Genomic DNA, 18,162 nt, shown 5'->3' on the forward strand with positions numbered 1-18,162 from the left:
CGAACCTAGCGCCCGTTAGGGGCACCGAACCCCATCCAAAGCTTGGGGTTTTCAACCTAAATCTTCGACACCATGTCCGCAGAATCCATCACCGTAGAGACCGACGTATCCGCCCCACCCTCCGAAACCTGGCATTACTACACGGAGTCCGAGCACGTCATTAACTGGAACTTTGCTTCGGAAGACTGGCACTGTCCGAAAGCGGTAAACGATTTACGCGTCGGTGGCGCATTCGTCATCACCATGGCTGCCAAGGACGGCAGCATGGAATTCGACATGGAAGGCACCTACGACCGGGTGGAGCCGGAGGAACACGTCGCTTATACCCTCACCGACAAACGGAAGGTTAGCGTCGACTTCGAAGGCAAGGGGGAAACGACCCACGTTCGGGTCACATTCGACGCCGAGCCGAGTCAGGACAGGGATATGCAGCAACAGGGCTGGCAGGCTATCCTCAACAACTTCAAGCGCTACGCCGAGTCCCAGCACGGTGCGGAATGATCCGTCCTGCCCGCAAGTGCCGACAACTCCGCATAACGCGATAGCCGGGGGGCTGGAATACCTAAACTAGATGGACGGGCCGTGGTTACACTGCTAAACCATCTAGCATGCCCACAGAGACCATCACCGTCAAAACCACCGCACCCGCCACCCGTAGCGAAACCTGGCATTACTATACGGAAGCCGAGCACGTCATCAACTGGAACTTCGCCGGTAAGGGTTGGCACTGCCCGAAAGCCACCAATGACCTGCGGGAAGGAGGTAAGTTCGAGATCGTCATGGCCGAAAAGGAAGGCACGATGAAGATGGAACTCGAAGGCACTTACACCAAGATCGAGCCGGAAACCCACATCGAATACACCCTGGAGAACGGCCGCTACGTCAAGGTCGACTTCACGGACGCCGACGGCGGCATTACGGTCGAGGTAACCTTCGACCCCGCCGAATCGATGGAAAACGACGAGCAGCGCCAGCACTGGCAAGCCATCCTCGATAACTTCCGCAAGTACGTAAGCAGCGTCGAAGCCTAGTAAAAAGCGGTCTCCGACCGCGCCGGTACAATGCGGTCTCCGACCGCGATGTACAACGCAGTTTCCAACTGCGCGGGCATTATCCCAGTAAGCTTAAAAAACTTTAAATTTCAAAGCACTTTACAAACCCTTACGCGTTTCCCCCCCATGCAAGCCTTCGTAAACCCCCACTCCATCGTCCGCGAAATCTGGGGCACCGGCGATACCATCCTGTTCATCTTCGCCGGCGCCGCGGCGGAGTTCTCCGTCAATAAAGCCGTCGACTGGCTCTATTTCACCGGACGGCTCCCGAAAGACCCGCTGGGCCGGCTATTTTCTACCGTCGGCTACGCGCGCACCATCGTCTTCTCGGATCGGGAGGGCGCCCACCGGGCCATCGACGCCATGGCCCATATCCACGCCGCCGTGGAGGAGAAGCGGGGCAAGCAAATCCCCGACTGGGCCTACCGCGACGTGCTATTTATGCTTATCGATTACTCCATCCGGGCCTATGAGGTGCTGGAGCGCAGGCTGACGAAGGCGGAGAAAACGGAGGTCTTCGAGGTGTTTAACCGCGTCGGAATCCGCATGGGCGTCCGCGGCCTGCCCGCTACCTACCGCGAATGGACGGAGATGCGGCACAGCCACCTGCGGGACGATCTGGTCTATAGTGCCTACACCGAGGACCTCTACCGCCAGTACCGTAAACACCTGGGCTGGGCGCGGTACCTGATGCTACGAGAAGGACAGATGCTGGTCGTGCCCGAGCGGGTGCGCCGGTTACTTCGGTTCCGTAAATTCTCCCTCCTATACCCCGTGATCGGAGGGTATAAACTGGCCCGGTGGCTGGGCGTCCATACCCTGATGCGGGACCTGATCCTGCCCACCGCTTACAAGGCGGAAATAAAATCGCTGGACCGGAGATCACCGGATCCGCTATCCGAACCGCGATGGTCGGTCAGGATGGACGGCCAGCGTTCGCGGTAAGCCTTTTCCCTGCGCTCCGGCGCAAAACGCCGCTTACGGCCCCCGATTACCTTCTATTTATACCCGGCACCGTATATTTGTGTCGTGCACGATATTATCTTACTCGACCAAAATTGAATATGGCCACTACTACCACCCAATCCCTCTACCAATTTTCCGCTCCGGACATCAAGGGGCAGGACGTTTCCCTCGCGGACTACGCCGGCCAGGTGATCCTGGTCGTCAACACCGCCAGTCAATGCGGCCTGACCCCGCAGTACGAAGGCCTGGAGGAACTGTACCGGAAATACCAGGATCGCGGCCTGGTCATCCTCGGCTTCCCCTGCAACCAGTTCAACGGCCAGGAAGCGGGCAGTGAAGACGAGATCGAGGAATTTTGCCAGGTAAACTACGGCGTGAGCTTCCCCATGTTCTCGAAGGTAGAGGTCAACGGCAAGGGTGCCCACCCCGTCTTTAAGTACCTGAAGAAGTCCTGCGGCGGTTTCCTCACCAGCGCCATCAAGTGGAACTTCACCAAGTTCCTGGTCGACCGGGAAGGCCAACCGGTGGAGCGGTTCGCGCCGACCACGGAGCCCGACAAGATCGCCCCCGACATCGAAAAGCTGCTCTGAGATGAACGAGGATGCCTCCGCCCTCCTGCTGGATAACCAGTTGTGCTTCCCGCTCTACGCCGCCTCCCGGCTGGTGACCAAGCTGTACGCCCCGCTCCTGGCGGACCTGGACCTGACCTACCCGCAGTATCTCGTGCTGCTGCTGCTCTGGGAACGGGACGGACGTACGGTTACGGAGATAGGTGACCGCCTGTACCTGGAAACGAACACGCTCACGCCCCTGCTGAAAAGACTGCAGCGGAAAGGGATGCTGCGGCGGGAACGCTCGGCGGAGGACGAACGTAAAGTGATCGTCCGGCTCACCGCGGCGGGGCGGGACCTGCGCGAACGGGCACACTGCATCCCGGCCAGCATCGTCGAGGCCGTAGGCGGTGAAGCGGCGGACACCGAACAACTCGAAGCGTTCCGGCGCACCCTCGGGCTCCTGATCGACCGATTGGGGCGGGGCCCTGCCTAGGCCATCGAGTGGATGCCGAAGGTATTTCCCTCCGTATCCTCCGCGAGTACCATAAAGCCGTGCTCTCCGAGGCTGGTTTTCGGTTGCAGCACTTTTCCACCGGCTCCGGCAATGCGCCCCTGCTCCACGCTGCAGTCGGTACTGTGAAAATACACGATGGTACCGCTACCGCCGGCTGGAAAGCCGTCCATTTTGACGAGCGAGCCGCTGGCCGCGCCCTTGGTCTCCATATCCCCCGGGAAGCTCTTCATGATCATTGGTTCGTCGGTGGGTGATGGCATATCCGCCAGGGTGACCTCCAGCACTTGCTCGTAGAATCGGCTCGCACGGGCCATATCGTCAACGTAAATTTCAAACCAAACGACGGGATTTTGTGCAGACATAAAGTCAGGCTTTTGGGGTGATTCAATACGTCAAATGTAGGGGCGGCGGGGCGCAGGAAAATTGTCCTATGGCAAGTTCTACGCCTTCCGGCTGATTTCTTTTCGGATCCGGCTCAGGGAGCTGTCCGTGACCCCTAAATAGGAGGCGACGTGCTTCAGCGGTGCCTGCGCCAGCACCTCGGGCTGGGTATCCACGAGGGTGCGGTAGCGGTCCGTGGCGCTGAGCGTCAGCATATCGATGCGCCGTTGCCGCTCCCGGAAGAGCTGTCCGGACATCCACGCCCGCCCCCACTCCCGAAATCCTTCGATGCGGTGGAAAAGCTCCTGGAAGACGTCAAAATCGATGCCGTAACCGCTGACCTCGGTAAGGGTCTGCAAGTTGGTCCGGGTAGGGATGCGCTGAAAGAGGGAGGATACCTCGATGAGCACCTCCCCGGGCTGGAAGAAGTCAGTGGTGATTTCCCGGCCGGTATAGTCGGAAACGAAAGCGCGCACCAGGCCGGTTTCCAAGAGATAGTAAGCATGGGCACGTTCCCCTTCCCGAAGAATGAACGACTCCCGCTCAAACCGCACCGGACGGTGGGCGGCGGCAATCTCGCGTAATTCGCTTTCGCGGCGACCGGGATAATCATAGACGGTACGAAATAAATCGAGCAGCAAGGGAGACAGTATTGAGCAGGTGAAGATAATCGGCTGCCCCCGGGTCCGGAAGCAACGCACCGAACAATCAGCCGAGCCTACCACATACGGTAACACCCCCAACTTCCACCCATGGCCACCCGCACGACCGTCGACGTAGTAAACGCCCACCGGGCATCCGGCCGCTTTATTGAGGTCGACAAGCTTAATACCTTCGTTCTGGATAAAGGAACGGGAGAAGCGGTCGTCTGCCTCCACGGCGTACCCACCTCCTCCTATCTCTACCGCAAAGTAATCGACGAACTGGCTGACGGCGGTATGCGCGGCATATCGTTCGACCTGCCCGGCCTGGGGTTCACCGACCGCCCGGAGGCCTACGACTACAGTTTCACCGGCCTGGCCCGCTTCGCCTCCCTGGCTACGGATGTCCTCGGGCTGGACAGCTACCACCTGGTGGTCCACGACATCGGCGGCCCGGTCGGCTTCGCCGTGGCCACCGATCAGGCCGAACGGGTACGGTCGCTGACGATCCTCAATACCATGATCGACGTCGTCCATTTCGAGAAGCCGCTGCCGATGCGGCCCTTCGCTATCCCCATAGTCGGTGAGACGGAACTGGCCGCCATGGCCCACGCCACCTGGCCGATCGTTTTCCGTAAAATGTGCGTGACCGATACGGAGGGAATCCCCCTGGAGGAGATGAACGCCTACATCGACTTGCTCAAACTGACCGACAAGGGTTCCGCCTTCCTAAAGATCATGCGCAGCTTCACCCAGACGGAAGCCTTCCGCGATCGCTGTTACCGGGCCGTGCAGGATGTCTCCTACCCAGTGCAGGCCATCTGGGGCGACCAGGATCCGGGCCTGACCTACGAACGCTACGGGGAAGAAATCAAACAGGTGGCGGGGCTCCGTCATGTCCACCGATTGCCGGCCAAACACTTCCTGCAGGAAGAACAGGCACCGGCTATCGCCCAACGCATCATTGACATCGCCAAATCGTTCCGCCCATGATTTCCGTTGCCCCCAAGGCCATCTTCTTCGACGTCAACGAGACCCTGCTGGACATGCAACCGGTTAAGGATTCCGTGGCGAAAGCTTTAGGCGGCCGGACGGAACTGGTCCCCCTCTGGTTCACGACCCTGCTCCAGTACTCGCTGGTGATGACCGTCGGCGACCGCTACGCCGGTTTCGGTACGATCGCCGCCGCCGCCCTGCAAATGGTCGCCGAGAAGAACGGGATGTCGCTAAGCGAGGAAGAAGCCGAAGCGGCGGTGAAGCCGGTCCGCTCCCTACCGCCCCACCCGGAAGTAGCCGACGCCCTGCAACGGCTACGTGCGGCCGGCTTCGCCCTCTACACCCTGACGAATTCCGCCGCCGATGCCCTGGAAGACCAGATGAAAAATTCCGGTCTCAAAGACTACTTCGCCGCCCGGCTGAGCGTCGACGGCGTGCAAAAATTCAAGCCCCACCGGGAGGTGTACGCCTGGGCTGCCGAACAGGTGGGGATAGCTCCCGAAAACTGCCTGCTGGTGGCCGCCCACGGATGGGACGTCGCCGGGGCGGGCTGGGCCGGCCTGCGCACCGCCTTCGTACAACGGCCGGGGCACGTAACCTTTCCACTAGCTGACCCCGCTCACTACACGGTCAAGGACCTCGCCGAGCTAGCCGATGTGCTGACAGACCGCTAAGCCGTAGCCCGGTCGGCGCGGATATCGTCCATATTTTCCTTCGCCCATTCGACAAGCTGCTGCAACAGCGGGACGAGGCTGCTCCCCCGTTCCGTCAGTGAATACTCCACCCGCGGAGGCACCTCCGGAAATACGACCCGCTTCACGAGGCCGTCCGCTTCCAACTTCTTGAGGCTCACCGTGAGCATCTTCTGCGAGATGGTACCAATGGCGCGGTGGATGGCGCCGAAGCGCAGCGTGCCTCGATCCTGGAGAACCAACAGAATGAGGGTCGACCACTTATCCCCGAAGCGATCGAGCACGTTCCGGACCGGACAGTCAGCGGCATTTGCCAGATCGACGAAATTATCTTGTTCCATAATGCGCTGATTTTCAGCAGTACTTACGCGGGGGTGCGCAACGGATTCCGACGTACCTACTTGTCCTGCGCAACAATCTCCCCTAGCTTTGACTTACCAAAAGTAAGTAACACACTTTAAGCAACCAAAATATTTACCATGCAAAAGACACTCCTCACCGGCGCGACCGGCCACCTCGGCGGCAGCGTCATCAACTATCTCCCAAAGGACAATGACCCCGCTTCCATCGCGGTACTCAGCCGGCATCCCGACGGTGAAACCACCAATGGCTTCCACGAGCGCGGGCTGGACGTGCGCATCGGCGACTACGGCAATCCCGCCGAACTCGAACGGGCATTCGCGGAGATCGAGGTGCTTTACTTCGTTTCGTCGAGCGACGTCGAAAACCGACTGTCGCAGCACGAGAACGTAGTGGAAGCCGCCAAGAAAGCCGGCGTCCGGCATATTCTCTACACCAGCAGCGTCCGCAAGACGGAGGGCCCCGACACGGTGCTCCACCCTATCGTCGACGCCCACAAACAGACGGAAGACTGGATCAAGGAATCGGGTATAGCCTATACCATTCTGCGCCACAATCTCTACGCCGAGGTGACTCCCCTTTTCATGGGTAGCCGCGACCAGCTTTTACAATCCAAAACCGTTTACCTGCCCGCGGGGGAAGGTCGCGTCGCCCTGGCCCCCCGCGAAGATCTGGCCAAGGCGGCGGCCGTTATTTTGACCGATCCCGCCCCCTACCGCAACCGGACGCTGGAATTCAACGGGAGCGAGCGCGTTACCTTTAGTGAGGTGGCGGATATGCTAGGCGACATCCTAAAAGAGGACATACAATACGTTGCCCCCGGGCGCGAGGAATTCCGCAAAACGATGCAGGACCACGGCGTTCCAGACGACGCGATCTGGATGACGGACGTCTTCAGCACGGGCATCGCGGAGGGCGAATTTGCCGGCACCACCGACGAGCTGGAGCAGGTACTCGGCCGGAAAACGCAGTCCCTGCGCGACTTCTTCCGCGCGACCTACGCCTGAACACCGTTTAAACCTTACCCATGCGACCCGAGATCAACACCCAGCCCACCGATTCCCCGGACGAGGCCTTTCAGAACGATACGCTGCGCCCCATCCTGAAGCAGCTGCACGACCGATTGGTAGCGGTGATGCAGCACTATCTCGAGAAGCGAAAGGTCCGATTGAGTTCCGTGCCGGCGGCCCAGCGCTTCGAGAAGGTGAAGGAACTGGTGACCCGGGACAACCGCCTGCGCGGCCTGCTCTTCGGCATGACCATCGGCCACTTCAACGAGCCGGAAATGGCCTATTACCTCGACAACGAAAGCTCCATCAACCGCCGCATCACCAACCTGCTGGTGGAACGATTGCGGGGCGCCCTTTGACATCCCGTTTGGGCGGCGGGGCGCAGGATAAAAACACTTTTGCTATCGTGTTGCCTTTGGCCAAATTCATTCATTGCAAGCGGCTTCCGAATACCCGCTTGCGGTAGGCCAGTTTTCCGGCTGTTCAGCAAATCGGGGTAATTTCGGTTTATGTTTTACTACCGGTTGCTATTTTCCTTGTTCCTGTGCGGCGTGCTGAACGATCTATGCGCCCAGGCCGAGGTATACGTCTCCCTGGATCCGTCGGACCCCATCGCCTTCACCGGCGACCGGATCGTGTATGGAGGCGATACCGTGATGCTTGGTCCCCGTGCCTTCTTCATCGACGGACGGTTTACCGGGGAGGAGGTAGCCGACCGGCCCTATGTATTTCGCTCGGTAAACGACGCCGCCGAGGTGGTGAACGACGGCACGGAGACCGACCCGATGGTGCTGTACCTGGCCCCCTACGTGTACTGGATAGACGATCCCGACGACCCCGAAATACGGGTCCCCCCGCCGGGCGGCAATACCCCCTATGGCCTGGAGATCAAGTGCGAATGGCTGCGGTTTCAGGGGTTGAACAAGGACCCGCGGAACGTCGTACTCGCCAGTAATCGCGGACAGACGATCGGCGCGAAGGGCAACTTCACGATGTTTCGCTTCGACGGGGAGGGCACCGCGGCGGAGAACGTGACGTTCGGGAATTATTGCAATGTTGACCTCGAGTATCCGCTTCTACCTGCGCTCCGCCGCAAAAAAAGAGCGGAGGCCATCGTACAGGCGCAGCTCATCCACTGTAACGGCGATAAGATCGTGGCGCGCAACGTGCGCTTCGTCAGCCGCCTGAATCTGTGCCCCTTCGTGGGCGGCAAACGCACGCTGTTCGACCGCTGCCACTTCGAATCTACGGACGACGCCCTGTCCGGCACCGCCGTCTACCTGAACAGTACCTTCGTTTTCTTCAGCTCCAAACCCTGGTACCATACACGCGGTACCGGGGCCGTCCTGCTGAACTGCGATATCACCTCCTACACCGGCGGAGAGCAGTACTTCACCAAAGCGAACGGGCAGCTGACGGTAGTGGATACCCGCTTCACCTCCCCCTCGATGCGGAGCGTCAACTGGCGGGACACGCCACCCGCCGCCACAAAGAACTACCAGTACGACGTGCGCTGGAACGGGAAACCATTCACCATCGGCGCGCAAAACCCCGAGAATACCGTGCACCTGGACGGGGAACGATTGCTCGACGCCTACCGGATCGAAACCGGTAATTCTATCCTCTACAATACCTACAACCTGCTGCGCGGCGACGACAACTGGGATCCCGACCACCTGGAACCCCGAATTCGGCGGCTGGAATCCCGCCGCGGCGAGGACCTGACTTCCCTACCGGTACAGCTCAACATCACAGCCGAGCGGACGGAGCTCGAAACAGGCGCCGACAGCACCGAGCTGGCGGTGACCTTCCTGCGCTTCGGCAATTACCCGGCGGAACGGCAGACGGTAAGCTGGTCCGTGCCGGATAGCGTGGTCAACCTGGTGAGGGTGATCCCGGGTGATGACGGTCAGTCGTGCCGTGTGTTTCCCCGGAACGAAACCGATCATCCGGCTTCGGTGGTGGTGACCGCCACGGCGAGTTCGGGGCTGGAGGCGGCGGTTGAGCTTTTGGTTAAGCCAGAGACCCTGCCCGCGCCGGCCTTTGCTTCCGCACCGCGTTTATCCGTCACCGATAGCGGAGTGGTGACGGTCGCGAACGAACTGGACGCCTCGTCCTACCGCGATGCGTCATCAGTGAGCTGGTACCGTTGTCCCACCCAAGCCTGTGAGGAGGCCATACCGGTAGCGGTCAGCCGCATGGACGGACCGCTGCGCAGCTACCCCCTCAGCTCGGGCGACGTGGGTTACTACCTTTTGTCCGAGGTAGCACCACGGCACGAGCGGAGTGCATCGGGCAACCCCCGATACGCCATGCTGCCCGCACCGATTACGGAGGGCCAGATTAGGGGTGCTACCCCGGACGTCGTGACCGACTTCCGGCACGTCGCGGTAGAAAATCAACCCCTGGTTATGCCGGGTTTCTGGCGGTTTGCTCCCCTGCGCGTACCGGATATGAAAGCACCGGTCGAACCGGGGGACGCGTGGACGTACGGCGCGGGGACCGGCGGATCGGCGGGGCAAACGGGACTGATCCAGACCGGGCGGACGGCCGCGCTGAGTTATACGCCAGTCGGGGACACGCACGGTAATATGCGGGTCTCTTTGTCCCTCTCGCCACATAAGACCGCGGGACAGGGTTTCAGCGTAGCTCCGCTGTATATGGACATCCTGGTGAAGTACGATCCGACGGAGCAGAACGGAGTCGGACTACGGATCATGCGGGGCACCCGCTACGGAAATGCCGTGGAGTGCTACCTCGTCCGCTACGAAGAGGCTGAGGTCATCCCGCTCACCGAGCCGGTGGCTATCAGCTCCTTTCGCTCGCCCTTCACCCTGAATATGGAGGTGCGCGGCACGGAACTGCGGGTCCGTGGCAGCACCACCGCCGACTACGGGTCGGAAGATTACCCCGGGGATGTACACGACCGCCTGGACCTTCGGGCGGCGATCGAGCCTACGCGGGCGGGTGGCTTCGGTGTGCTGTACAACGGTGGATCGACCACCATGATCAACCGGGTAGCATTACGCTACGATTGATCCTGATCGGGTGCTTGGGGCTGCCAGACGGCCTTTAAGGTAGACGGATGCGGCAATTTTCCGCCCCGGCAGCGGTTATGGGGGGTGACAATTCCAATTACCGCCCATACATCCGATATGCGAATCCTGATTACCTGCTGCCTGGCCCTCTGCTTTACGCTGGCCACCAGTACCCCCCTCACCGCCCAGTGCAACTTCAGCGCCTACCAGCAACACAGCGCTTCCAAAATTCCGGAGGGGCAGCGACTCCTCAAGAGCTTTCACCTGGACGGCAAGAACGGGGAGAAGAAGGAAGTGGAAGTCAAGGTCAATCTCCGCAAGGACACTAATTATTATTTCCAGCTGGCTACCGGTTCCGACGGCGGCGCCGAAGGCGTCGTAGCTGCCGTGATCAACAACAAAAAGAACGAAGTGGCCTCCTCCTACGACCACACGGGCTACCGCGAGCAGTTCAACTACCGCTGCCGGGCCTCTGGCGTCTATACCGTCGTTTTCACCTTCAAGGAAACGGACGTTTACTGTGGCGCGGCTACGGTGAGCGTGGAAACGGAGTAAGGGTCCCGGAGCTCCACCTCCGGGGATGACTCGCCTGGCTGTATTCGTCAGGCAGGCAAGATTCTTCTCGCGACGGTGTAGTGCACACGCAGCAAACGCTTTGGCGGAGCTGGAGCTCCGCCACCCTGACCTCCCCATGGAGGTCGTACACCCGACGCCAAGCCGTGACTGGCTTCCCGCGGGCAATTTCAGGTGGTATATTGCGGCCCTAAACGGTTGATAGCCAATGAAGCCGATCCTCTTTTTCCTCCTGTTGCATTCCGGCTCCTCCCTTTTCGCTCAGATGGATTTACCTCCCGACTTTCTGGCGCGACTGGATAGCCTGGATATGCGCTTCAACGCGCCACTGGACAGCGATTACCGGGAGAAAACCCTGCGTGACGAAAACCGGTGGCTGGAGGATCACTACACCATGTCGTCAAGACGGGAAAAGCTGGAGATCCGCTTCCATCTCGTGCCCGAGCAAAAGGGCGATCGCTATTACGGGCTGCCCCACCTGGCCGCCACGACCCTCGCCATGAACCTGGGCAGTAACGACGAGGATGCCGTCACCGCCGTCCACAGCTTCGGCACCGAGGAAATGGCCATTTATAATGCCGACTGGGGGCGTATGTACACCTTCCGCCCCAAACGCAGCTTCAGCAACAAGGAACAGGCCCAGCTGATTGCGCTCTACCGGGAAGGCCGCGGACTGGCCTACACCATCCTGCTCTTCGACGATGCCCCCGATACACTGGACGGCCGGCAAGTCTCCCTGCGCTTCCGCTAGTGGTCTGCCGAACGTAGCGGAGCGGAGTTCGTCCGCCCACGGGTCCAGTACAAACACATCCCTAACGCGATTGCCCCCGGGCAGACGAGCTAGCGCTCGGCGGACCGGGGGCCTACCCCACCGCCAGCACGTTATCCTCCGCCAGTACGAATACCTGATCGCCGGGGCGGACCTTGACCTCCGCGCAGCCGGTAAACTCTCCGAAGGCGGGCAGGATGCCTTCATGCTGACCGAAGTAAAAGCTGGGAAGCTTCATGCCGCGGCCGCTACGGTCCAGCAGCTTGACGCAGGGGTGGACGTGGCCGCAGAGGTTATACTTCCCGGGTAGCCGCTGCTCTTCTTCCAGCGGATGGTGACTCAGACTGAAGGGGCCTTCCACAATGATCTCGGGATGGTAAACGAGCCGCGCCTCGTCGTAACAGTGTGGGGGCAATACGTCGTGGTTGCCGGGTACGAGTTCGAAGCGGATCGAGGGGTGGGAAGCCGTAAAATCGCAAAACGCCCCCCAAACGTGGTTGTGATCGCTGTGGAAGAGATCGCCCAGGAGCAGGATACGCTCAGGACTGAAGGTTTCAATCAGCCCTTCCAGGCGGGCAAAATTGACATTGCTGACGAGCGGTGGGACGGCAATGCCCGCCCGCCGGAAGTGCGCCCCCTTTCCCAGGTGCAGATCAGCCAACAGCAGCATTTTCCGGGCCAGCCAGAAGGCGGCGCGGTCGGGGTGAAGCAGCAATTTTTCACCGGCAACGAATACGGATTCCATCGGCGGCAAATGTACCGCGTGTTCGGTCAGCGGAGCCAAAATTCAAACAAAAGCTTGGGGAAAGTCGGCTACGGGCATAGCGCGATCGGTGGACTTTCCAGTGAACCATAGCCCGTGGGGATACCTTTTTCTTCTGATGCGATTTTACCTATATACGTACCTCCTTGCCGGCCTGCTCTATACCTGCGCCCCGCCGCCCGCCTTCGGCCAGTTCACCTATCAGGTGCAAAGCCCGGAACTGCTCGTCGAACTTCCCGACGAGCTGGAAGAAATCAGCGGCCTTACGCTGGACGGCGACGACCTCCTGGCGATCCAGGACGAGAACGGCATCATCTTTCGGGTGAGTACCGTCGACGGGTCGATCAAGGAGCGCATCCTATTCGGTGACGACGGGGATTACGAAGGCGTAGCCCTGGTCGGGGAAGACATTTGGGTAGCCAAGAGCGACGGTCATCTGTACCAGGTCACCGCTGCGGGCCAGCCGGACCAGGAGGTGACGCGGCATAAGACCTGGCTCGACCAGGACTATGACGTGGAAGGCCTTTACTACGATGCCTCCAACGAACGCTTGTTGCTGGCCTGTAAGAAAGATCCCCCCGGCAACGGTATGCCGAAGGAGAACCGCTACGTCTTTTCCTTCGACCTGGCTACGTCACAACTGGCTAAGGAACCTGCTTTCACCTTTCCCCGCTACAACAAGTTTTCCCCTTCCGGGCTGGCGATTCACCCCCAGAGCGGTGATCTATACCTGACCAGCAGCGTGGGAAAACAACTCGCCGTCGTGTCGACGGAGGGGGAGATCGATATGCTGATCAACCTGCCCCGGAAGCACTTCCCCCAGCCGGAAGGAATCTGTTTCGATAAAGACGGGACGATGTACATCAGTTCGGAAGCCAGGGATGGTAAACCGGGCAGAATTTATAGGCTACCTTTGTCGCCTAACTAGCTGCACCCCCTCCGGATGGCCAACGGCCTCGACCAGATAAAGCGACCCATCGCCCAGGAACTGGATACCTTCGAGAAGAGGTTTCGCGAGACGCTCCGTTCGCCCGTTCCGCTGATGGATCGCATCACCTACTACATCGTCCGGCGCAAGGGAAAGCAAATGCGCCCGATGTTCACCTTCTTCAGCGCGGCCGCCTGCGGGGGCATCAACGACGACACCTACACCGCCGCCAGCCTAATTGAACTCGTACACACCGCCAGCCTGGTCCACGACGACGTCGTAGACGAAAGCTACGAGCGGCGCGGGTTTTTCAGCATCAATGCCCTGTGGAAAAACAAGATCGCCGTACTGGTCGGCGATTATTTCCTGGCGCGGGGACTCTCCATCGCCCTGGAAAACAAGCAGTACCGCACCCTGGAGATCAGCTCCAACGCGGTGCAGGCGCTGGCGGAAGGTGAGCTGCTGCAGATTGAAAAGGCCCGGCGCCTCGACATCGACGAAGCCATCTACTTCGAGGTGATCCGCCAAAAGACCGCCAGCCTGATCGCCGCCTCCTGCGCGGCCGGTGCCGCCTCCGCCAACGAGGACGATGACACGATCAACCTTATGCACGCCTTCGGGGAAAAGATCGGTATCGCCTTTCAGATACGCGACGACCTGTTTGACTTCGGAGAAGAAGAGATCGGCAAACCACTGGGCATCGACATTAAGGAGAAGAAGATGACCCTTCCCCTTATCCACGCGCTCAACCAGGCCAGCCGCTCCGATCGCCGACGCATGATCCGGAGTATTAAAAAATACAGTACCGACCCGAAGCGGGTCCAGGAGGTGCTCCAGTTCGTCCGCAACAGCGAGGGAATTACCTATGCCGAAGCAGCCATGCACCGGTACCGCGACGAGGCATTCGAACTCCTCCGCCAGCTCCCGCCCTCCGAGGCCCGCACCGGTCTGGAGCAACTCGTAAACTTCGTGGTCGACCGGACACACTAGTGATTGGTGACCGCGAACCTTGGCGGTTAGCGCCGCCTTTAATCGGGTAGATTTCGGTCCCCGGTTAACCAACGTTCATGTCAGAGATAAGCTTGCTTTCCATCGTAAAGGGAAGGCGTCGACAATTACACAACCTACTACGTGGTGTCGCCGACCAGAGCCGGAAACCCGCTGAGGTCGTCATCATATTTATGAACGAGGAGGTACCCGAGCAGCTCCCCGACCCGGGGTGCAAACTCTACCTCCACCGCCACATCGACGAAGATCACCCCCTACCCCTCGCCGCAGCCCGCAACCGCGCCGCAGCCCTGGCCAGTGGGGAATTTCTGGCTTTTCTGGACGTAGACTGCATCCCTCACCCCGACTACCTGGCCCAGCTGATTCCGGCCGTAGAGCGTACAAAGGGGATCGTCATGGGCGACGTCCGGTACCTGCCGAAGGGAAGTGCTTTGGATAGCTGGACCTTCGAATCCCTCGCCGCGGATGCCATCATTCACCCGAGGCGCCCGGAGATACCGGCCGATAAGGACATCATTCCGCTCGCCTATCCGCTCTTCTGGTCCCTGACTTTTGCCCTGCGTAGTACGGAATTCGCCCGTTTAGGCGGCTTCGACGAATCGTACGTTGGATACGGCGGAGAGGACACGGATTTTTCCTTCTCCGCCAGAAAAGCCGGTGTTCCGCTGTTCGCCTGCGGCGCGCGGGCCTACCACCAGTATCACCCGTCGTACTCTCCCCCCTTTAATCACCTGGAAGACATCGTAATCAACGCGAATCACTTTTACCGGAAATGGCGAATGTGGCCCATGGAGGGCTGGCTGCGAAAATTCGAGGAAGGGGGTTACATCGCCTGGGACAAGGACTCCATCCGCTTACTACAATCGGCCGATGAAGAGACCATTGACACGGTTCGCAGCGAATCCCCCTACGGTTAGTAGATACCACCGGTGTGGAGGATCACGAGCGTGGAACCCGGCGCATAAACACCTTTAGCGATCCGGTCCATGACGCCCGCAAATAATTTGGCGGTATAGACGGGTTCCAGCGGCGGCAGACCGGCAATACCGATGTCCGCCCGCTTGGCCAGGCACCCGTCGGGCGTATTCAGTCGCCAGTGTGGGGGGAATTTGGCGTATCCGCCGTAAGTGTAGTCGTAGATCATTCGGACAAGAATATCCTCCGAAGGTCGCTCAAGCCAGGCGGCAATCTCCCCTAGCATCCAGTCTCCCTTCAGCGCGGGGTACACTTCGATTTCCGACCCGTAATCGGAAGCGGCATCCACGATGCCCGCGGCCGTACAGCCCGTGCCGGCACTAAGACAGAAATAGGTGGGCACCTCCCCGAGCTGATCCACGGTTTCCGTGAAAGGCTTCCCGACGGCTCCCAGGGAAGCGGTCGTACTTCCTCCCTCTGGAATAAGAATGTCGCTGGTATCAATGGCGAGGCCCCGCAGGTAGTCTTCATCGTGGCGGCGTCGGTACTCGGAGCGACTTACGAAGTGCAGCTCACTCCCGGCAGCGCGTAGGTAGTCCAGGACCGGATTACTTACCGGTTCGCCACGAACGATGAATCGGGTAGCGAATCCAAATCGCAAGCCGGCGGTGGCCAGGGCGGCGAGATGGTTGCTGAACGCTCCTCCGAAACTGACCACCCGACGGCCGCGCAAGGAAGCGGGGTCCGACAAGTAGGGCCAGAGCTTGCGAACCTTGTTACCCTGTAGCGGGCTACCTGCATCAAAAGCGTATAGATCGTCGCGCTTGCAGTACAGACGGACCCCCGCGGCGTGGGCCAGCGGATGGGTCAGGGGTTGCAGCGGACTGGGGGCTAACAACGAGCCGGCCTAGTTCAGGGGCTGAATCTGGTAGCCGGCTTCTTCCACCACTTGGATGATCTCGGCGTCGGAGGCGGTGCCCTCTACGGTAAGCACCTTGCGGTCATCCTCAACGTCAACCCGCCAGATCGTAACGCCGTCCAACTCATCGAGAAAGGGAGAGATGCTACGTACGCAGCTACCGCAGTTGATATTGGTTTGGTAGGATTTCAAAGTGGCAGTCATGTATAGCTGTATTTATCGATCACACAACAATAGCAATATAAAAAAGGGTCGACTCCCCTAACGGAAGTCGACCCCTGTAAAGTTTATTTTACATTCACCTTATCCAAGCGCAACGTGCTTGAAGTCGGTAACCTTAAGACCTTTCTCGACGCTGTCGAGGTACTGTGCCACCGATTGCTTGTCGCTCTTCACGAAAGCCTGGTTCTCCAGGGTGTTCTCCTTGAAGAACTTATTGAGGCGACCCTGGGCGATTTTGTCCAGCATAGCTTCGGGCTTACCCTCCTGGCGGGCGAGGTCCTTGGCGATGTCAAGTTCCTGGTTGATGGTTGCCTCATCAATGCCGTCCTTATTTACGGCAACGGGCTTCATGGCCGCAACCTGCATGGCTACGTCACGACCGGCATCGAAGGCCTGCTCATCGTTCTTGTTCAGGGCTACCAGTACACCCGCACGGTAACCGCTGTGGATATAAGGAGCTACCAGCGGCGCTTCGAGCTGCTCGTAGGCGGTGACGTTGATCTTTTCGTTGATCTTGCCGACCATCTCGGTCACCTTGTCACCGATGGTCAGGTCACCCTCCATCTTGAGTGCACGAAGGGCGTCCACGTCAGCGGGGCGCTGGGCAAGTGCGATATCGGCAATTTTCTGTGCGAAGGCTACGAAATCGTCGTTCTTAGCGACGAAGTCGGTTTCGCTGCTCAGGCGTACGATCACGCCGTAATCATTGTTGTCGCTCACCTGGGCGATAACGACTCCCTCGTTGGCTTCGCGGTCGCCCCGCTTGGCGGCAACCTTTTCCCCGCGCTTGCGCAGGATCTCGATGGCCTTGTCAAAATCGCCATCGGCTTCCGCCAGGGCCTTTTTACAATCCATCATGCCGGAACCGGTCATGTCCCGTAGTTTCTTTACGTCTTTAGCGCTGATCGCCATTTTATACCTTTTTTTGTCTATTAAATTGATTGGTACGGTAGCCAGTAGCCATGGGCTCAGCCGAAGGGGTAGTACGGTGGTCTAACCTACCGTACTACCCCCTGCCGTACTACCGTACTAAAACCTATTCCGCGGTGGCTGCGGCTTCGGTTTCCTCACCGGCGCTCTCCTTGGCGTCCTTCTCCTCGCTGCGCTCGGAGAGACCTTCCTTAATGCACTCGATCAGGTAGTTGATGATTACACCGACGGCCTTGCTGGCGTCGTCGTTGCCGGGGATGGCGTAGTCGACACTGGTGGGGTCCGCATTGGTGTCAACGATACCGAAGGTGCGCATACCGAGCTTCTTAGCTTCGGCGATGGCAAGGTGTTCGTGTACGATGTCGACGACGAAGATGGCGTTGGGGATACGCTGCATATCAGCGATACCGCCCAGTACCTTGTTCATCTTGTCGTGCTCCCGGGTAAGGGTGAGCCGCTCCTTCTTGGTTACACTGTCCAGGGTACCGTCGTTGAGCATGCGCTCGATGTTCTGCATCTTGCGGATGGAGCGACGGATGGTGTTGAAGTTGGTCAGCATACCGCCCTGCCACCGGTCGGTAACGTAAGGCATATTGACTTCCTTGGCGGCGGCGGTGACGATGTCGCGGGCCTGCTTCTTGGTGGCGACGAAGAGGATCTTCTTACCGGCACGGGCGATCTGACGCATCGCGTTTCCGGCGCGATCGAGGTTCTCCAGAGTGCGGTTCAGGTCGATGAGGTGGATGCCGTTCTTCTCGGTGAAGATATAGGGCGACATCTTGGGGTTCCACTTCCGGCGCAGGTGACCGAAGTGAACGCCGGCCTCCAGGAGCTGCTGATGGGTGGGCTTAGCCATTGTTTTTTATTGGTGTCCGGCAGGGCGAGCCAACCGGGGATTTTTGAATTACTGTTGGGCGCTGGTTGCTAGGCG

At 59.6% G+C, this 18,162-nt stretch carries 23 protein-coding genes; 15 read left to right on the forward strand and 8 right to left on the reverse strand.

All coding sequences use genetic code 11. The features are described 5' to 3' along the window. Window positions 1–72: 72 nt before the first annotated feature. From DRW39_RS13300 to DRW39_RS13320, 5 genes are all read left to right on the forward strand, one after another. Window positions 73–501: an SRPBCC domain-containing protein gene (locus tag DRW39_RS13300; RefSeq protein WP_116107542.1), complete on the forward strand. Its 429-nt coding sequence runs from the start codon at window positions 73–75 to the stop codon at window positions 499–501. A gap of 107 nt (window positions 502–608) precedes the next feature. Then, the gene (locus tag DRW39_RS13305; protein WP_116107543.1) at window positions 609–1,031 is read left to right on the forward strand and encodes an SRPBCC domain-containing protein; all 423 of its coding nucleotides are present in this window, start codon (window positions 609–611) and stop codon (window positions 1,029–1,031) included. Between the two features lie 147 nt (window positions 1,032–1,178). Continuing rightward, window positions 1,179–1,997 (forward strand): oxygenase MpaB family protein, encoded by an 819-nt coding sequence (locus DRW39_RS13310; RefSeq protein ID WP_116107544.1) that lies wholly within the window; start codon window positions 1,179–1,181, stop codon window positions 1,995–1,997. Window positions 1,998–2,116: 119 nt separating this feature from the next. Then, window positions 2,117–2,608: a glutathione peroxidase gene (locus DRW39_RS13315; protein ID WP_116107545.1), complete on the forward strand. Its 492-nt coding sequence runs from the start codon at window positions 2,117–2,119 to the stop codon at window positions 2,606–2,608. A 1-nt stretch (window position 2,609) separates the two neighbouring features. Next, window positions 2,610–3,065, forward strand: coding sequence for a MarR family winged helix-turn-helix transcriptional regulator (locus DRW39_RS13320; protein WP_116107546.1), 456 nt, complete (start codon window positions 2,610–2,612; stop codon window positions 3,063–3,065). Here DRW39_RS13320 and DRW39_RS13325 read toward each other — a convergent pair. Beyond that, complete coding sequence (locus tag DRW39_RS13325; RefSeq protein ID WP_116107547.1) at window positions 3,062–3,448, reverse strand: VOC family protein; 387 nt, start codon at window positions 3,446–3,448, stop codon at window positions 3,062–3,064. The two genes, DRW39_RS13320 and DRW39_RS13325, sit on opposite strands and share 4 nt — an antisense overlap. A gap of 78 nt (window positions 3,449–3,526) precedes the next feature. Then, a complete protein-coding gene (locus tag DRW39_RS13330; protein WP_198664883.1) occupies window positions 3,527–4,108 on the reverse strand; it encodes a Crp/Fnr family transcriptional regulator in 582 nt (193 codons plus the stop codon). Between the two features lie 111 nt (window positions 4,109–4,219). Between DRW39_RS13330 and DRW39_RS13335 the strand changes: the two genes are divergently transcribed. Together DRW39_RS13335 and DRW39_RS13340 are read left to right on the forward strand one after the other, a co-directional pair. Continuing rightward, complete coding sequence (locus DRW39_RS13335; protein WP_116107548.1) at window positions 4,220–5,101, forward strand: alpha/beta fold hydrolase; 882 nt, start codon at window positions 4,220–4,222, stop codon at window positions 5,099–5,101. Then, entirely contained in the window at window positions 5,098–5,778 is a 681-nt protein-coding gene (locus DRW39_RS13340; protein ID WP_116107549.1) for a haloacid dehalogenase type II, read from the forward strand. Before DRW39_RS13335 ends, DRW39_RS13340 begins: the two co-directional genes overlap by 4 nt. Here the strand turns inward: DRW39_RS13340 and DRW39_RS13345 are convergent. Further along, the gene (locus DRW39_RS13345) at window positions 5,775–6,137 is read right to left on the reverse strand and encodes a winged helix-turn-helix transcriptional regulator (protein ID WP_116107550.1); all 363 of its coding nucleotides are present in this window, start codon (window positions 6,135–6,137) and stop codon (window positions 5,775–5,777) included. The two genes, DRW39_RS13340 and DRW39_RS13345, sit on opposite strands and share 4 nt — an antisense overlap. 138 nt (window positions 6,138–6,275) lie before the next feature. On the opposite strand from DRW39_RS13345, the gene DRW39_RS13350 reads away from it, so the two are divergent. From DRW39_RS13350 to DRW39_RS13370, 5 genes are all read left to right on the forward strand, one after another. Next, window positions 6,276–7,163 (forward strand): SDR family oxidoreductase, encoded by an 888-nt coding sequence (locus DRW39_RS13350; protein WP_116107551.1) that lies wholly within the window; start codon window positions 6,276–6,278, stop codon window positions 7,161–7,163. A 20-nt stretch (window positions 7,164–7,183) separates the two neighbouring features. Further along, complete coding sequence (locus tag DRW39_RS13355; protein WP_116107552.1) at window positions 7,184–7,525, forward strand: hypothetical protein; 342 nt, start codon at window positions 7,184–7,186, stop codon at window positions 7,523–7,525. A gap of 150 nt (window positions 7,526–7,675) precedes the next feature. Continuing rightward, window positions 7,676–10,204 carry a hypothetical protein gene (locus DRW39_RS13360; RefSeq protein WP_116107553.1) on the forward strand — a complete coding sequence of 843 codons (2,529 nt, stop codon included), beginning with the start codon at window positions 7,676–7,678 and terminating at the stop codon, window positions 10,202–10,204. A 117-nt stretch (window positions 10,205–10,321) separates the two neighbouring features. Continuing rightward, window positions 10,322–10,759, forward strand: coding sequence for a hypothetical protein (locus DRW39_RS13365; RefSeq protein ID WP_116107554.1), 438 nt, complete (start codon window positions 10,322–10,324; stop codon window positions 10,757–10,759). Window positions 10,760–10,985: 226 nt separating this feature from the next. After that, the gene (locus tag DRW39_RS13370; RefSeq protein WP_116107555.1) at window positions 10,986–11,528 is read left to right on the forward strand and encodes a hypothetical protein; all 543 of its coding nucleotides are present in this window, start codon (window positions 10,986–10,988) and stop codon (window positions 11,526–11,528) included. 112 nt (window positions 11,529–11,640) lie between these two features. Here the strand turns inward: DRW39_RS13370 and pdeM are convergent, their stop codons facing one another. Further along, window positions 11,641–12,291 carry a ligase-associated DNA damage response endonuclease PdeM gene (gene pdeM / locus DRW39_RS13375; protein WP_116107556.1) on the reverse strand — a complete coding sequence of 217 codons (651 nt, stop codon included), beginning with the start codon at window positions 12,289–12,291 and terminating at the stop codon, window positions 11,641–11,643. 136 nt (window positions 12,292–12,427) lie between these two features. Here pdeM and DRW39_RS13380 point away from each other — a divergent pair, with 136 nt between their 5' ends. The 3 genes from DRW39_RS13380 (at window position 12,428) to DRW39_RS13390 (ending at window position 15,162) form a co-directional block, all read left to right on the forward strand. After that, window positions 12,428–13,237 (forward strand): SdiA-regulated domain-containing protein, encoded by an 810-nt coding sequence (locus DRW39_RS13380; RefSeq protein WP_116107557.1) that lies wholly within the window; start codon window positions 12,428–12,430, stop codon window positions 13,235–13,237. 15 nt (window positions 13,238–13,252) lie between these two features. Then, a complete protein-coding gene (locus tag DRW39_RS13385) occupies window positions 13,253–14,227 on the forward strand; it encodes a polyprenyl synthetase family protein (protein WP_116107558.1) in 975 nt (324 codons plus the stop codon). Between the two features lie 77 nt (window positions 14,228–14,304). Then, on the forward strand, window positions 14,305–15,162 hold the full coding sequence (locus tag DRW39_RS13390) for a glycosyltransferase family 2 protein (RefSeq protein ID WP_116107559.1): 858 nt from the start codon (window positions 14,305–14,307) through the stop codon (window positions 15,160–15,162). Here the strand turns inward: DRW39_RS13390 and DRW39_RS13395 are convergent. The 4 genes from DRW39_RS13395 to rpsB all read right to left on the reverse strand — a co-directional run bounded on the left by DRW39_RS13395 (window position 15,159) and on the right by rpsB (window position 18,087). After that, on the reverse strand, window positions 15,159–16,058 hold the full coding sequence (locus DRW39_RS13395; RefSeq protein WP_116107560.1) for a 1-aminocyclopropane-1-carboxylate deaminase/D-cysteine desulfhydrase: 900 nt from the start codon (window positions 16,056–16,058) through the stop codon (window positions 15,159–15,161). The genes DRW39_RS13390 and DRW39_RS13395 overlap by 4 nt on opposite strands. Before the next feature lie 9 nt (window positions 16,059–16,067). Then, window positions 16,068–16,283 carry a heavy-metal-associated domain-containing protein gene (locus DRW39_RS13400; protein WP_116107561.1) on the reverse strand — a complete coding sequence of 72 codons (216 nt, stop codon included), beginning with the start codon at window positions 16,281–16,283 and terminating at the stop codon, window positions 16,068–16,070. A gap of 99 nt (window positions 16,284–16,382) precedes the next feature. Continuing rightward, entirely contained in the window at window positions 16,383–17,213 is an 831-nt protein-coding gene (gene tsf, locus DRW39_RS13405; RefSeq protein WP_116107562.1) for a translation elongation factor Ts, read from the reverse strand. A 124-nt stretch (window positions 17,214–17,337) separates the two neighbouring features. After that, window positions 17,338–18,087, reverse strand: coding sequence for a 30S ribosomal protein S2 (gene rpsB, locus DRW39_RS13410; protein WP_116107563.1), 750 nt, complete (start codon window positions 18,085–18,087; stop codon window positions 17,338–17,340). Window positions 18,088–18,162: the final 75 nt, after the last annotated feature.

Origin of the sequence: Lewinella sp. IMCC34191, assembly GCF_003390935.1 — a bacterium.
Taxonomy (GTDB): domain Bacteria; phylum Bacteroidota; class Bacteroidia; order Chitinophagales; family Saprospiraceae; genus Neolewinella.

Excerpts from the sequence above, each read along its gene's own strand:
- DRW39_RS13300 (WP_116107542.1), top strand. The coding sequence starts at position 73 with ATGTCCGCAGAATCCATCACCGTAGAGACCGACGTATCCGCCCCACCC.
- DRW39_RS13305 (WP_116107543.1), top strand. The coding sequence starts at position 609 with ATGCCCACAGAGACCATCACCGTCAAAACCACCGCACCCGCCACCCGT.
- DRW39_RS13310 (WP_116107544.1), top strand. The coding sequence starts at position 1,179 with ATGCAAGCCTTCGTAAACCCCCACTCCATCGTCCGCGAAATCTGGGGC.
- DRW39_RS13315 (WP_116107545.1), top strand. The coding sequence starts at position 2,117 with ATGGCCACTACTACCACCCAATCCCTCTACCAATTTTCCGCTCCGGAC.
- DRW39_RS13320 (WP_116107546.1), top strand. The coding sequence starts at position 2,610 with ATGAACGAGGATGCCTCCGCCCTCCTGCTGGATAACCAGTTGTGCTTC.
- DRW39_RS13325 (WP_116107547.1), bottom strand. The coding sequence starts at position 3,448 with ATGTCTGCACAAAATCCCGTCGTTTGGTTTGAAATTTACGTTGACGAT.
- DRW39_RS13335 (WP_116107548.1), top strand. The coding sequence starts at position 4,220 with ATGGCCACCCGCACGACCGTCGACGTAGTAAACGCCCACCGGGCATCC.
- DRW39_RS13340 (WP_116107549.1), top strand. The coding sequence starts at position 5,098 with ATGATTTCCGTTGCCCCCAAGGCCATCTTCTTCGACGTCAACGAGACC.
- DRW39_RS13345 (WP_116107550.1), bottom strand. The coding sequence starts at position 6,137 with ATGGAACAAGATAATTTCGTCGATCTGGCAAATGCCGCTGACTGTCCG.
- DRW39_RS13350 (WP_116107551.1), top strand. The coding sequence starts at position 6,276 with ATGCAAAAGACACTCCTCACCGGCGCGACCGGCCACCTCGGCGGCAGC.
- DRW39_RS13355 (WP_116107552.1), top strand. The coding sequence starts at position 7,184 with ATGCGACCCGAGATCAACACCCAGCCCACCGATTCCCCGGACGAGGCC.
- DRW39_RS13360 (WP_116107553.1), top strand. The coding sequence starts at position 7,676 with ATGTTTTACTACCGGTTGCTATTTTCCTTGTTCCTGTGCGGCGTGCTG.
- DRW39_RS13365 (WP_116107554.1), top strand. The coding sequence starts at position 10,322 with ATGCGAATCCTGATTACCTGCTGCCTGGCCCTCTGCTTTACGCTGGCC.
- DRW39_RS13370 (WP_116107555.1), top strand. The coding sequence starts at position 10,986 with ATGAAGCCGATCCTCTTTTTCCTCCTGTTGCATTCCGGCTCCTCCCTT.
- pdeM (WP_116107556.1), bottom strand. The coding sequence starts at position 12,291 with ATGGAATCCGTATTCGTTGCCGGTGAAAAATTGCTGCTTCACCCCGAC.
- DRW39_RS13380 (WP_116107557.1), top strand. The coding sequence starts at position 12,428 with ATGCGATTTTACCTATATACGTACCTCCTTGCCGGCCTGCTCTATACC.
- DRW39_RS13385 (WP_116107558.1), top strand. The coding sequence starts at position 13,253 with ATGGCCAACGGCCTCGACCAGATAAAGCGACCCATCGCCCAGGAACTG.
- DRW39_RS13390 (WP_116107559.1), top strand. The coding sequence starts at position 14,305 with ATGTCAGAGATAAGCTTGCTTTCCATCGTAAAGGGAAGGCGTCGACAA.
- DRW39_RS13400 (WP_116107561.1), bottom strand. The coding sequence starts at position 16,283 with ATGACTGCCACTTTGAAATCCTACCAAACCAATATCAACTGCGGTAGC.
- tsf (WP_116107562.1), bottom strand. The coding sequence starts at position 17,213 with ATGGCGATCAGCGCTAAAGACGTAAAGAAACTACGGGACATGACCGGT.
- rpsB (WP_116107563.1), bottom strand. The coding sequence starts at position 18,087 with ATGGCTAAGCCCACCCATCAGCAGCTCCTGGAGGCCGGCGTTCACTTC.